We start from the raw sequence: 12,070 nt of genomic DNA on the forward strand, positions 1-12,070 counted from the left end.
TCATGAGGGAATGGACCACTATGAGCCGAGGGAAAGCCGCTTCCAACCTGGACTTGCCGCGCCCGGACACCTTTGGCGCGGGCAAGCGGCAGGGCGCCTACGACGCCTTGCGCGCTGCCATCCTCAATCGACAACTGCCCGCCGGCAGCCGCTTGCCGTCGACCCGCAGCCTGGCCGAGCGCTGGCTGGTGTCGCGTGGCACGCTGGAAGCGGCCTATGAACGCTTGCACAGCGAGGGCTATGTGCAGCGGGTTGCGGGTTCCGGTACGCGGGTGTGTGCGGTGATTCCCGAGCAATTCATTGCGGCGCCGGCGCCGAGCGAAACGCCACGGCGCGTGGCCGTGCCTGACCAGCCCGAGGCGGGTGTGCAAAGCCATGTGCCGTTTGTGGCGCGGCGCCCGGATGCCGGGCTGTTCGACCTCAAAGCCTGGGCGCGCTGTATTTCCCGAGGGCTGCTCGCCGCCGGGCCTGGCGTGTTGGAGGCTGCCCATCCTGCCGGCTTGCCCGCGTTGCGCGAACAGATCGCCGACTACCTGCGCAGCTATCGCGGCATGCACTGCGAGGCGGATGAAGTGATCGTCACCACCGGCATTCGCCACGGCCTGGACCTGATCGCCCGCACCGTGCTCAAACCTGGCGACATCGCCTGTGTCGAAGACCCTGGCTATAAACCCGCGCGCCGCCTGTTCAGCCTGGCCGGCGCGCATGTTTTGGCGATCCCGGTCACGGCCGAAGGCCTGGACACCGCCCAATTGCCCGACGCTGCGCGCCTGGCCTATGTCACGCCGGCGCACCAGGCCCCACTGGGCATGACCCTGAGCGTCTCGCACCGCCTGGCGCTGCTGGATTGGGCCGCTCGCGCCGACGCCTGGGTGGTCGAGGACGACTACGACAGCGAATACAACTACAACAGCGCGCCCCTGGCGGCGCTTAAATCCCTGGACTCCGGCGACCGCGTCATCTACTGCGGCAGCTTCAACAAGAACCTGTTCCCCGGCTTGCGCGTGGGTTTCATGGTGGTGCCCAAGGCGCTGCGTCCGGCGTTGCTGCGCACCCTGCAACTTACCGGGCACTCGGTGGGTGCCACGGATCAGTTGGGGCTGGTGGAGTTTCTCGGCAGCGGCGCCTTTGTGCGCCACCTGCGAGCTTCGCGTCAGGCGTATCAGGCGCGGCGCGATGCGTTGCTTGGCTGTCTGCCAGCGGCGTGCGCGGTGAGTGGTCAGCAAGCCGGGCTGCACTTTGTGCTGTGGTTGCCGAGCGGCATTGAGGAAGGCGAGTTCTGCACCCGCGCCGCCGCTGTCGGGCTGACATTGCAGCCGTTAAGCAAGTTCTGCGTGGAAGCCCGTTTGCCGCCTGCGGTGATCATCGGTTACACCGCATTGACCCTGGCGCAGATCCGTTATCACGGCCGAGTGCTCACGCAATTGTTAATAGCGGCTTGACTCGCGCTAGGTGCCCCGCCGCGACAAGCGCAAGGCGCGCATTGAGCTGGCCGATGCCACGGTGCAAACCGCTGCCGCCGAAGGGCGCATTGAACGCCTCAACGTGCGCCAGGCCATAGCGCAGGCGTGGAAAACCAGGACCAGACGGTAATTCGCAGTGGCTTGCAGCAAGGCCAGCAGGTAGTCGCGTCCGGTCAATTTCTGCTGGATTTTGAAGCAAGTTTACGCGGTTTAGTATCGCCATCGTCCGGCACTTCTGAAATGGGCATGCAGCCCGGAGCCCAGCCATGATTGCCCTGTTGGTTCGCTGGTCAGTGGCCAACCGCTTTCTGGTGTTGCTCGCCACCTTGTTTGTCACGGCGTGGGGCGTTTGGGCGGTGCAAAACACGCCGGTCGACACGCCGCAAGGCAGCCAGATCACCCTCGGCACCGTGGCCAGGCTCAAGGTCTGCGACGGCCCGTGGATGCTAAAAAGTGAAAACGCGCGGCCTTTTGGCTGGGTCTATATCCACCTGAGCGGCGGCATCACCGCGCCGCTGCTGTCACTCTTCTTAATCTCCCCCGCCTACCACCTGCTCCAGAAGCTCAGTCATCAAACCCAACCTGCTCATGAATCTCATCCACCTTCAACTCCAACCGATACGCCACCGCAATAAACAACGCCTGGCACAGGCACAAGGTGGCGCTCAACGAGCGAAACGCAAACGACGACCCTTCATTCACCAACAACACCGCGTTCGCCCGCTTGGCCAGCGGCGACAGGTTGCTGTCGGTGATGATCAAGGTCTTGGCCTGATGGTGCTGGGCAATCCGCAAGCAATGCTGCGTCTCTTTGCCGTAGGGTGTAAAACTGATCGCAATCACCAGATCATTGGCACGCACACTGCGCATCTGCTCGCGGTAACTGCCGCCCAACCCCGAGATCAAGTGAATGCGCTTGTTGGTGTGCTGCAGGTTGTAGACCAGGTAATCAGCCACCGCAAAGGAACGGCGCACACCGACCACGTAGATGTTGTCGGCGTTGACCACCAGATCCACGGCCTTCTCGAACGCCACATCATCCAGTTCCAGCCCCAGCCGCTCGATGCCCGACAGGGTGGCATTCACGCACTCGCGCGCCAGGTCGCCGCCGCTGGCTTTTTGCGACTTGTTGGCGATCATGCTGCGAATGCGCTGCTGGTAGTTCTGCACAGGCGTGGTCTTGTGGGTGTAGGCCTCGCGAAACAACGCCTGCATCTCACTGAAACCACTGAACCCGAAACGCTGGGAGAACCGCACGATGGCCGAGGGGTGCACTTCACATTCACGGGCAATGTCGCTGATGCGGTCGACCATGATCCGGTCGCTCTGCTGGCTCATGTAGCTGGCAATGCGTTTGAGCTGGCGCGGCAGGCTTTCGTATTCGTCGGTGATCAGCTGCAACAGGCGCTCGGCATTGATCGGAGGGCTGGCGAGCGTGGCTTCCAGGGTGGTCTCGGGATCGGTGCGGGACATGGGCAATCCTTCTGGCTTGTTCTTCTGATGCGCTGATAGGTGGGCGCAAGTCTACAGGGTAGGCGCAAAAAAATACCCCGGCATCACGGCAGCCGTGGCCTGCTGAAACGATGCAGGAGGGCTGGCGTGCCATTATGCTGGCTTATTGGAAAAAATATTCCACTAAAAATAATTATGGAATAAATATTGATTGGCGCTGCTGAACGTTCTAGTCTGCTCTCACCAAGAGCGTGTGCCGTCACCTCGGCGGCACCACGCAGGCTGATAAAAATAACAGGAGCCAGCATGGGCCAGACTCGTTTTGCCATTGGGCGTCAATTGGATCTGATTTGCCTCGGGCGCCTGGGCGTCGATCTCTACGCACAGCAAGTGGGTGCGCGGCTTGAGGACGTGTCCAGCTTCGCCAAGTACCTCGGCGGGTCCTCCGCCAATATCGCTTTCGGCACTGCGCGGCTGGGGCTCAAGTCGGCGATGTTGAGCCGGGTCGGCGACGACCACATGGGCCGCTTCCTGGTGGAATCCCTGGCCCGTGAAGGTTGCGATGTCAGCGGCATCAAGGTCGACCCGGAACGCCTCACCGCGCTGGTGCTGCTGGGCCTTAAAGACCGCGAAACCTTCCCGCTGGTGTTCTACCGCGAGAACTGCGCAGACATGGCCCTGCGCGGCGAAGACATCAACGAAGCCTTTATTGCCTCCAGCAAAGCCTTGCTGATCACCGGCACGCATTTCTCCACGGACGGCGTCTACAAGGCCAGCATCCAGGCCCTGGATTACGCGGCCAAGCACAACGTCAAGCGCGTGCTGGATATCGACTACCGCCCGGTGCTGTGGGGCCTGGCGGGCAAGGCTGACGGCGAAACACGGTTTGTCGCCGACCAGAACGTCAGCCAGCATGTGCAGAAAATCCTGCCGCGTTTTGACCTGATCGTCGGCACCGAAGAAGAGTTTCTGATTGCCGGCGGCAGTGAGGATTTGCTCACCGCGCTGCGCACTGTGCGTGAGCTGACCACGGCCACCCTGGTGGTCAAGCTCGGCCCGCAGGGCTGCACGGTGATCCACGGCGCGATCCCGACGCGGCTCGAAGACGGCGCGATCTACCCGGGCGTGCGGGTTGAAGTGCTGAACGTACTGGGCGCCGGCGATGCATTTATGTCGGGCTTCCTCAGCGGCTGGCTCAACGACGCCAGCGATGAGCGTTGCAGCCAACTGGCGAATGCCTGTGGCGGCCTGGTGGTGTCGCGCCACGCCTGTGCACCGGCCATGCCCACGCCTGCCGAACTCGATTACCTGTTCAACAGCCCGGTGCCCATCACCCGGCCTGACCAGGACGTGACCCTGCAACGCCTGCACCGTGTCACCGTGCCGCGCAAAGCCTGGAAGCAGCTGTTCGTGTTTGCCTTCGACCACCGCTGGCAGTTGGTGGACCTGGCGCAAAAAGGCGGCCAGGACCCAGCGCGCATCAGCACTATCAAGCAGCTGTTTATCCAGGCCGTCGAACGCGTTGAGGCCAAGTTGCGCGAGCAGGGCGTTGAAGCCGATGTGGGCCTGCTGGCCGACCAGCGTTTCGGCCAGGACGCGCTCAACGCCGCCAGCGGGCGCGGCTGGTGGATCGCGCGCCCGGTGGAAGTGCAGAACTCGCGGCCGCTGGCGTTCGAACACGGCCGCTCGCTGGGCAGCAACCTGATTGCCTGGCCCCAGGAACAAATCATCAAGTGTCTGGTGCAATACCACCCCGACGACGAGCCGATGCTGCGCCTGGAGCAGGAAGCCCAGCTCAAGGCGGTGTACGAGGCCTCGCTGGTCAGCGGTCACGAACTGCTGCTGGAAGTCATTCCGCCCAAGGATCACCCGTCCACCTATCCGGATGTGCTCTATCGCAGCCTCAAGCGCCTGTACAACCTGGGCATCTACCCGGCGTGGTGGAAGATCGAAGCGCAGTCGGCTGAAGAGTGGAAAAAGCTCGATGAACTGATCCAGGAGCGCGACCCTTACTGCCGTGGCGTGGTGTTGCTGGGCCTGAATGCCTCGGCTGAATGCCTTGCCGATGGTTTCCAGCAAGCCAGCCAAAGCACCACCTGCCGTGGGTTCGCCGTGGGCCGCACGATCTTTCAGGAACCCAGCCGCGCGTGGATGGCGGGGGAGATTGATGATGAAACGCTGATCCAACAGGTGCAACACACCTTCGAACAGCTCATCAATGCCTGGCGCAGCGCCCGAACCTAAACACAGCCTTCAACTTGAAATCCAATCAAAAGTGGGAGCTGCTTTTTGTGGGAGCCGGGCTTGCCCGCGATGCAGGCGACTCGGTCTAACTGCCGAGTCGAGGTGATGCCATCGCAGGCAAGCCAGCTCCCACAAAAGCCCGCTCCCACATAAAGCAGATCTCATGCAACTTTGAAAACAATAAAAGGTGCAGCCATGCCCGCAATCCGAATTGGCATCAACCCGATCTCCTGGAGCAACGACGACCTGCCGGCCCTGGGCGGTGAAACGCCGCTGAGCACCGCCTTGAGCGAAGGCAAGGAGATTGGCTATGAAGGTTTTGAACTCAACGGCAAATTCCCCAAGGACGCCAAAGGCGTCGGCGATGTACTGCGCCCCTATGACCTGGCACTGGTCTCCGGCTGGTACTCAAGCCGCCTGGCACGCCGCTCGGTGGCCGAAGAAATCGAAGCCATCGCCAGCCATGTCGAGCTGCTGAAACTCAACGGCGCCAAGGTGCTGGTCTACGGCGAAGTCGCCGATTCGATCCAGGGCGCCAAGGTGCGCTTGATCGAACGCCCGCGTTTTCACAGCGAGCAGGCCTGGCAGGACTACGCCGACAAACTCACTGAGCTGGCGCGCTTCACCCTGTCTCAAGGTGTGCGCCTGGCTTACCACCACCATATGGGCGCCTACGTTGAATCCCCTGAAGACATTGACCAGCTGATGCGCCGCACCGGCCCGGAAGTCGGCCTGCTGTTCGATTCGGGCCACTGCTATATGGGTGGCGGCGAGCCCATCGAGGTGTTGCGCAAACACATCGAGCGCATCTGCCACGTGCATTTCAAGGACGTGCGAAAACCGGTGGTGCAACTGGCGCGCAACCAGATGTGGAGCTTTCCTGATTGCATCGTCAACGGCACCTTCACCGTGCCCGGCGATGGCGATATCGACTTCGGCGCGCTGCTCGATGTGCTGCTGGCCGCCCAGTACGAAGGCTGGCTGGTGGTGGAGGCCGAGCAGGACCCGGCCGTGGCGCCCAGCTATATCTATGCGAAAAAGGGCTATGACACCTTGCGCGCGCTTCTCAACGAGAGGACTTGAGTGATGAGCTTGTTGGTCAAAAGCAGCAAACGTGGGCAAACCATGGTTGCCCTGGAAGCCGGGCGCCTGGAATACGTGGGCTTTGCCGCCTACCGCCTGAGCCTCGGTGAAACCCTGCCGGTGACCGCCGGTGATAAAGAGCTGTGCCTGGTGCTGCTCAGTGGCCGGGTGAATATCGAGGGCGAGGGCTTCAACTGGCAGAACCTCGGTGATCGCCACTCGGTGTTCGAAGACAAATCACCCTTTGCCGCCTACCTGCCGCCCGGCACCGATGCGCAGATTACCGCATTGAGCGACGTGCAAATCGCGGTGTGCGCCGCGCCCGGTGCCACAGGTTTTGAGCCGCGCCTGATCCGGCCCGAACAGTGCAAGCGCAGCGTGCGCGGCAAGGGCGCCAACACCCGTTATGTGTGCGACATCCTGCCCGACAGCGAGCCGGCCCATTCGCTGCTGGTGGTGGAAGTGCGTACGCCGTCGGGGCATTCCTCCAGCTACCCGCCGCACAAGCACGACACCGACGACCTGCCGCACCAGAGCTTTCTCGAAGAAACCTATTACCACCAGATCAACCCGCCGCAAGGCTTTGTGTTCCAGCGCGTGTACACCGACGACCGCAGCATCGACCAGGCCATGGCCGTGGAAAACAGCGACCTGGTGGTGGTGCCCAAGGGTTACCACCCGGTCAGCGTGCCGTACGGCTACGAGTCGTATTACCTGAACGTGATGGCCGGCCCCAAGCGCGCCTGGCATTTCCATAACGACCCGCAGCACAGCTGGCTGCTGGACCTCTAATCGGTTTGAACGGAGAACAACAACAATGAAGTCGCCGCTGCGTTTTGCCCTTAACCGCATGGTCGCACCCAACCTGTCCCTGCCGGATTTCATTCAGTTGGCGGCCGCGCTCAAGTGCGATGCCATCGAGATTCGCAACGACCTCAACGGCCACGAAATCGAATTCGGCACACCCGCCAGCCGCGTGCGCGAATTGTGCGCAGTGCAGGGCATCACGGTGCTGTCGATCAACGCGCTGTACCCCTTTGATGTGTGGAATGACGAGCGTCGCGCCCAGGCGATCAAGCTCGCCACCTATGCCCGCGAATGCGGCGCGCAAGGCCTGGTGATGTGCCCGCTGAATGAGCGCGGCGACACGCGCAACGAAGCCCAGCGCGCCGCCGGTTTGCGCACGGCGTTGAGCGAGCTGGCGCCGATACTGCGCGAGTACGGGATTCTCGGTTTTATCGAGCCCCTGGGCTTCGAAGAATGTGCGCTGCGCCGTAAACGCGTGGCGGTGGACGCGATCCAATCGATTGGCGGCCTGGATGTGTTCCGCCTGGTGCACGACACCTTCCACCATCACCTGGCCAGCGAGCAGGAATTCTTCCCGCAGCTGACCGGCCTGGTGCATATCTCCGGCGTCGAAGACCGTGACGCGCCGCTGAATTCGATCCGCGATGGCCACCGCGTGCTGGTGGGCGAGGGCGATATTCTCGGCAATGCCGCGCAGATCGACACCTTGCTCAGCAGCGGGTACGGCGGTTACCTGTCGTTCGAGCCGTTTGCGGAAAGCGTGCATGCGTTGGCGGATATTCAGCAGGCATTGGGGGCAAGCATCGCCCACCTGCAAAACCCTCGGACCTGATGCCAGCTCCCACATTGGATCTCTGTTGAACAATGGATCTGCATTCACACAAGGTGCAAGTGATGACCACAACAAGATTGACCATGGCCCAGGCCCTGGTGAAGTTTCTGGATAACCAGTACATCGAAGTCGATGGCGTGCAGAGCAAGTTTGTCGCCGGGGTTTTCACCATTTTCGGTCACGGCAACGTGCTGGGCCTGGGCCAGGCGCTGGAGCAGGACAGCGGCGACCTGGTGGTGCATCAGGGCCGTAACGAGCAAGGCATGGCCCACGCCGCCATCGGTTTCGCCAAGCAGCACCTGCGCCGCAAGATCTACGCCTGCACCTCATCGGTCGGCCCCGGCGCGGCGAATATGATTACCGCCGCCGCAACCGCCACCGCCAACCGTATCCCGTTGCTGCTGTTGCCCGGCGATGTCTACGCCAGCCGCCAACCCGACCCGGTGTTGCAGCAGATCGAGCAGTTTCATGACTTGAGCATCAGCACCAACGACGCTTTCCGTTCCGTGAGCAAATACTGGGATCGCATCAACCGCCCCGAGCAACTGATGACCGCCGCGATCCACGCCATGCGCGTGCTCACCGACCCGGCGGAAACTGGCGCGGTGACCTTGGCCCTGCCGCAGGATGTGCAGGCCGAGGCCTGGGATTATCCCGATTACTTCATGCAAAAACGCGTACACCGCATCGAGCGTCGCCCGCCAACGGCGGCGATGATCAGCGACGCATTGGCCGCCTTCCGGGGCAAGCGCAAGCCGCTGATCATCTGCGGCGGTGGGGTCAAGTACGCCGGCGCGAATGCCGCGTTGCAGGCGTTTGCCGAGCGCTTTGATATTCCCTTCGCAGAAACCCAGGCCGGCAAGAGCGCGGTGGTCTCAAGCCACCCGCTGAACCTCGGTGGTATCGGCGAGACCGGCTGCCTGGCGGCGAACCTGCTGGCCCCGGAAGCGGACCTGATCATTGGTATCGGCACGCGCTACACCGACTTCACCACTTCGTCGAAATCGCTGTTCAAGCACCCCGAAGTCAAGTTTCTCAACCTCAATATCAGCCCTTGCGACGCACTGAAACTCGACGGCGTGCAACTGCTGGCGGACGCCCAAGTGGGCCTCGAAGCACTGGCGGATGCGTTGGGCGACTACCGTTCCGACTGGGCCGACCAGCCGCGCGATGCCAAGGCGCATCTGGAGGCCGAGGTGGATCGCATCTACCAGGCCGACTATCAGACGGACAACTTCGTCCCGGAAATCAACGACCACATGGACCCGGCGGTGCTGCGCGAATTTATCGAGCTGACCGGCTCCTGCCTCACCCAAAGCCGCGTGCTCGGCGTGCTCAATGAAACCCTGGCCGACGACGCCATTATCGTCGCCGCCGCCGGCAGCCTGCCCGGCGACTTGCAACGCAGCTGGCGCAGCAAGGGCGTCAACACCTACCACGTCGAGTATGGCTATTCGTGCATGGGCTACGAGGTCAACGCGGCCCTGGGCGTGAAGCTGGCCGAGCCCGCGCGCGAGGTCTACGCGCTGGTGGGCGACGGCTCCTACATGATGCTGCACTCGGAACTGGCCACCTCGATCCAGGAGCGGCGCAAGATCAACGTGGTGCTGCTCGACAACATGACCTTCGGCTGCATCAACAACCTGCAAATGGAACACGGCATGGACAGCTTCGGCACCGAGTTCCGCTTCCGCAACCCCGAGAGCGGCAAGCTCGATGGCGGTTTTGTGCCGGTGGATTTCGCCATGAGCGCGGCGGCTTACGGCTGCAAGACCTACAAGGTCAGCACGGTTGAACAGTTGCAGGCGGCGCTGGCCGATGCGCGCACGCAAACGGTGTCGACGCTGATTGATATCAAGGTTCTGCCCAAGACCATGATCCACAAATACCTGTCGTGGTGGCGGGTGGGTGTGGCGCAGGTCTCTACCAGCGCGCGCACTGACGCGGTGGCCAAACAACTCAATGAACGCCTGGCCAAAGCCCGGCAGTACTAATAACAAGAGGAGTGTTTGCATGTCTTTGCTCTCTAATTCGTTGCGGCTGGGTGTCATCGGTACTGGCGCCATTGGCCGTGACCATATTCGTCGTTGCAGCCAGACCTTGCTTAATAGCCAGGTGGTGGCCGTGACCGACATCAACCTTGAGCAAGCCGCCAAGGTCGTCGCTGACTTGAAGCTGACTGCCGAGGTCTACCCGGACGGCCATGCATTGATCAACTCGCCGCAAGTCGAGGCGATTCTGGTGACCTCCTGGGGCCCGAGCCATGAAGAATTTGTGCTCGCGGCCATCGCCGCCGGCAAGCCGGTGTTCTGCGAAAAACCCTTGGCGGTGACGGCCGAAGGCTGCCGCAAGATCGTCGACGCCGAAGTCGCCTTCGGCAAGCGCCTGGTGCAAGTGGGCTTCATGCGCCCGTATGACGAAGGCTATCGCGCGCTCAAGGCGGTGATCGACAGCGGCCAGATCGGCGAGCCGTTGATGCTGCACTGCGCGCATCGCAACCCGACGGTGGGCGAGAACTACAAGACCGACATGGCGATCACCGACACCTTGATCCACGAGCTGGATGTGTTGCGCTGGTTGCTCAACGACGACTACGTGTCGGTGCAAGTGGTGTTCCCGCGCAAATCAAGCAAGGCCCTGGCCCACCTGCGCGACCCGCAGATCGTGCTGCTGGAAACCGCCAAGGGCACGCGCATCGATGTGGAAGTGTTTGTGAACTGCCAGTACGGCTATGACATCCAGTGCGAAGTGGTGGGGGAGACCGGCATCGCCAAACTGCCGGAGCCTTCGCAGGTGCAACTGCGCAGCGAGGCCAAGCTGTCGAATGCGATCCTGATGGATTGGAAAGACCGCTTTATCGGCGCCTATGACGTCGAGTTGCAAGCCTTCATCGACAGCGTGCGCGCCGGGCAAGTCGGCGGGCCGTCGGCGTGGGATGGCTTTGCGGCGGCGGTGGCGGCGGATGCGTGTATTGAAGCGCAGAGCAGTGAGCAGATCGTCAAGGTCGGCCTGCCGCCACGTCCGCATTTTTACGGCTGACACCTATTCCACTGGAGGAACCGGATCAGTGTGGGAGCTGGCTTGCCTGCGATGAAGGCGGCACATTCAATATAAATGCTGCTTGATGCACCGCTATCGCAGGCAAGCCAGCTCCCACATTTAATCGGGTTCCAACATCAGATTCGGGAGCGTTTCCAACATGCGTATCGCCTTAGACCCCTATATGTACCGCCATCTACCCCTTGGCCAGATGGTCGACAAGGCCGCCGAGCTTGGCTACCAGCACATCGAACTGTCGCCCCGCGAAGACTTCCTGCCGTTCTACAAAGCCGCCCGCGTCGACCGTGCGCGCATCAAGGAATTTCGCAAGGCCTTGAGCGACGCCGGTGTGCAGCTCTCGTCGTTGTTGCCGATGTACCACTGGGCCGCCGCCGATGAAGGCTTGCGCGTGGCTGCCGTGCGCAACTGGAAACGCGCGATCCAGATTGCCGTGGAAATGGACTGCGAGCTGGTCAATACCGAGTTCACCGGCCAGTCCGACAACCCGCTGGTCTGCGAAAACCAGTTCATGCGCTCCATGGACGAACTGATCCCGGAGTTCGAGCGCGAAGGCGTCAAGCTGGATATCCAGGCGCACCCGTATGACTTCTGCGAGCGTAACAACGAGTCGGTGGACATCATTCGCGGCCTCGACCGCGACTGGATCAACTACCTCTACGCCGCGCCGCACACCTTCTTTTATGACGACGGCAAAGGCGATATCGCCTCGATGCTCAAGTACGCGGGATCCAAGCTCAGCCATTTGATCATTGCCGACACCTACAACCACCGTGCGTCGTCCAACCTGCGCTACATCGTCAACCCGCCAGGCGTCACCGCCACCGTGCACCAGCACCTGGATATCGGCCAGGGCGAAGTCAACTGGGAGGCGTTTTTCGGCACCTTGCGCGAGCTCAAGTTCGACGGCATCGCCACGGTCTCGGTGTTTGCCTGGGAAGATCGGCCGGATGAGTCAAGCCGGATGATGCTGGAGCGGGTGACCCGCGAGCTGTGCCAATAAGCAATCGATCGTTCGATCGTTCCCACGCTCCGCGTGGGAACGCCTCACTGGACGCTCTGCGTCCGCGCTTGTGACGCAGAGCGTCACGGGCTGCATTCCCACGCAGAGCGTGGGAACGATCAAGAAGGA

General features: G+C 62.0%; 11 protein-coding genes and 1 pseudogene. 10 read left to right on the forward strand and 2 right to left on the reverse strand.

Annotated features, from left to right (window positions below; genetic code table 11):
• Nucleotides 1-20: 20 nt before the first annotated feature.
• The 3 genes and pseudogenes from L8I05_RS28950 (at nt 21) to L8I05_RS28960 (ending at nt 2,098) form a co-directional block, all read left to right on the forward strand.
• The gene (locus tag L8I05_RS28950; RefSeq protein ID WP_242176601.1) at nt 21-1,442 is read left to right on the forward strand and encodes a PLP-dependent aminotransferase family protein; all 1,422 of its coding nucleotides are present in this window, start codon (nt 21-23) and stop codon (nt 1,440-1,442) included.
• A gap of 123 nt (nt 1,443-1,565) precedes the next feature.
• A pseudogene (locus tag L8I05_RS28955) lies at nt 1,566-1,733 on the forward strand (efflux RND transporter periplasmic adaptor subunit); the annotation flags it as partial.
• Nucleotides 1,730-2,098 carry a hypothetical protein gene (locus tag L8I05_RS28960; RefSeq protein WP_242176620.1) on the forward strand — a complete coding sequence of 123 codons (369 nt, stop codon included), beginning with the start codon at nt 1,730-1,732 and terminating at the stop codon, nt 2,096-2,098. The pseudogene L8I05_RS28955 and the gene L8I05_RS28960, both read left to right, overlap by 4 nt.
• Here the strand turns inward: L8I05_RS28960 and L8I05_RS28965 are convergent.
• Both L8I05_RS28965 and L8I05_RS28970 read right to left on the reverse strand, forming a co-directional pair.
• The gene (locus L8I05_RS28965) at nt 2,028-2,936 is read right to left on the reverse strand and encodes a MurR/RpiR family transcriptional regulator (RefSeq protein WP_159957305.1); all 909 of its coding nucleotides are present in this window, start codon (nt 2,934-2,936) and stop codon (nt 2,028-2,030) included. The genes L8I05_RS28960 and L8I05_RS28965 overlap by 71 nt on opposite strands.
• Nucleotides 2,937-3,019: 83 nt before the next feature.
• Nucleotides 3,020-3,223, reverse strand: a complete 204-nt coding sequence (locus tag L8I05_RS28970; protein WP_242176602.1) for a hypothetical protein — start codon at nt 3,221-3,223, stop codon at nt 3,020-3,022.
• On the opposite strand from L8I05_RS28970, the gene iolC reads away from it, so the two are divergent.
• From iolC to L8I05_RS29005, 7 genes are all read left to right on the forward strand, one after another.
• Nucleotides 3,222-5,159: a 5-dehydro-2-deoxygluconokinase gene (gene iolC, locus L8I05_RS28975; RefSeq protein WP_242176603.1), complete on the forward strand. Its 1,938-nt coding sequence runs from the start codon at nt 3,222-3,224 to the stop codon at nt 5,157-5,159. The genes L8I05_RS28970 and iolC overlap by 2 nt on opposite strands.
• Before the next feature lie 195 nt (nt 5,160-5,354).
• Nucleotides 5,355-6,242, forward strand: a complete 888-nt coding sequence (iolE, locus tag L8I05_RS28980) for a myo-inosose-2 dehydratase (protein ID WP_242176604.1) — start codon at nt 5,355-5,357, stop codon at nt 6,240-6,242.
• 3 nt (nt 6,243-6,245) lie between these two features.
• A complete protein-coding gene (gene iolB / locus L8I05_RS28985; protein WP_177018212.1) occupies nt 6,246-7,034 on the forward strand; it encodes a 5-deoxy-glucuronate isomerase in 789 nt (262 codons plus the stop codon).
• A 25-nt stretch (nt 7,035-7,059) separates the two neighbouring features.
• Nucleotides 7,060-7,881, forward strand: coding sequence for a TIM barrel protein (locus L8I05_RS28990; RefSeq protein ID WP_242176605.1), 822 nt, complete (start codon nt 7,060-7,062; stop codon nt 7,879-7,881).
• Between the two features lie 62 nt (nt 7,882-7,943).
• Entirely contained in the window at nt 7,944-9,875 is a 1,932-nt protein-coding gene (gene iolD, locus L8I05_RS28995) for a 3D-(3,5/4)-trihydroxycyclohexane-1,2-dione acylhydrolase (decyclizing) (protein ID WP_242176606.1), read from the forward strand.
• Nucleotides 9,876-9,894: 19 nt separating this feature from the next.
• A complete protein-coding gene (locus L8I05_RS29000) occupies nt 9,895-10,920 on the forward strand; it encodes a Gfo/Idh/MocA family oxidoreductase (RefSeq protein WP_242176607.1) in 1,026 nt (341 codons plus the stop codon).
• A 160-nt stretch (nt 10,921-11,080) separates the two neighbouring features.
• The gene (locus L8I05_RS29005; protein WP_177018208.1) at nt 11,081-11,941 is read left to right on the forward strand and encodes a sugar phosphate isomerase/epimerase; all 861 of its coding nucleotides are present in this window, start codon (nt 11,081-11,083) and stop codon (nt 11,939-11,941) included.
• Nucleotides 11,942-12,070: the final 129 nt, after the last annotated feature.

The organism is Pseudomonas sp. MONT-RG-20F-20-E-7-02 (genome assembly GCF_022662395.1).
Taxonomy (GTDB): Bacteria; Pseudomonadota; Gammaproteobacteria; order Pseudomonadales; family Pseudomonadaceae; genus Aquipseudomonas.

Coding starts and splice junctions, on each gene's coding strand:
- L8I05_RS28950 (WP_242176601.1), top strand. CDS start 21: ATGAGCCGAGGGAAAGCCGCTTCCAACCTGGACTTGCCGCGCCCGGAC.
- L8I05_RS28960 (WP_242176620.1), top strand. CDS start 1,730: ATGATTGCCCTGTTGGTTCGCTGGTCAGTGGCCAACCGCTTTCTGGTG.
- L8I05_RS28965 (WP_159957305.1), bottom strand. CDS start 2,936: ATGTCCCGCACCGATCCCGAGACCACCCTGGAAGCCACGCTCGCCAGC.
- iolC (WP_242176603.1), top strand. CDS start 3,222: ATGGGCCAGACTCGTTTTGCCATTGGGCGTCAATTGGATCTGATTTGC.
- L8I05_RS28970 (WP_242176602.1), bottom strand. CDS start 3,223: ATGCTGGCTCCTGTTATTTTTATCAGCCTGCGTGGTGCCGCCGAGGTG.
- iolE (WP_242176604.1), top strand. CDS start 5,355: ATGCCCGCAATCCGAATTGGCATCAACCCGATCTCCTGGAGCAACGAC.
- iolB (WP_177018212.1), top strand. CDS start 6,246: ATGAGCTTGTTGGTCAAAAGCAGCAAACGTGGGCAAACCATGGTTGCC.
- L8I05_RS28990 (WP_242176605.1), top strand. CDS start 7,060: ATGAAGTCGCCGCTGCGTTTTGCCCTTAACCGCATGGTCGCACCCAAC.
- iolD (WP_242176606.1), top strand. CDS start 7,944: ATGACCACAACAAGATTGACCATGGCCCAGGCCCTGGTGAAGTTTCTG.
- L8I05_RS29000 (WP_242176607.1), top strand. CDS start 9,895: ATGTCTTTGCTCTCTAATTCGTTGCGGCTGGGTGTCATCGGTACTGGC.
- L8I05_RS29005 (WP_177018208.1), top strand. CDS start 11,081: ATGCGTATCGCCTTAGACCCCTATATGTACCGCCATCTACCCCTTGGC.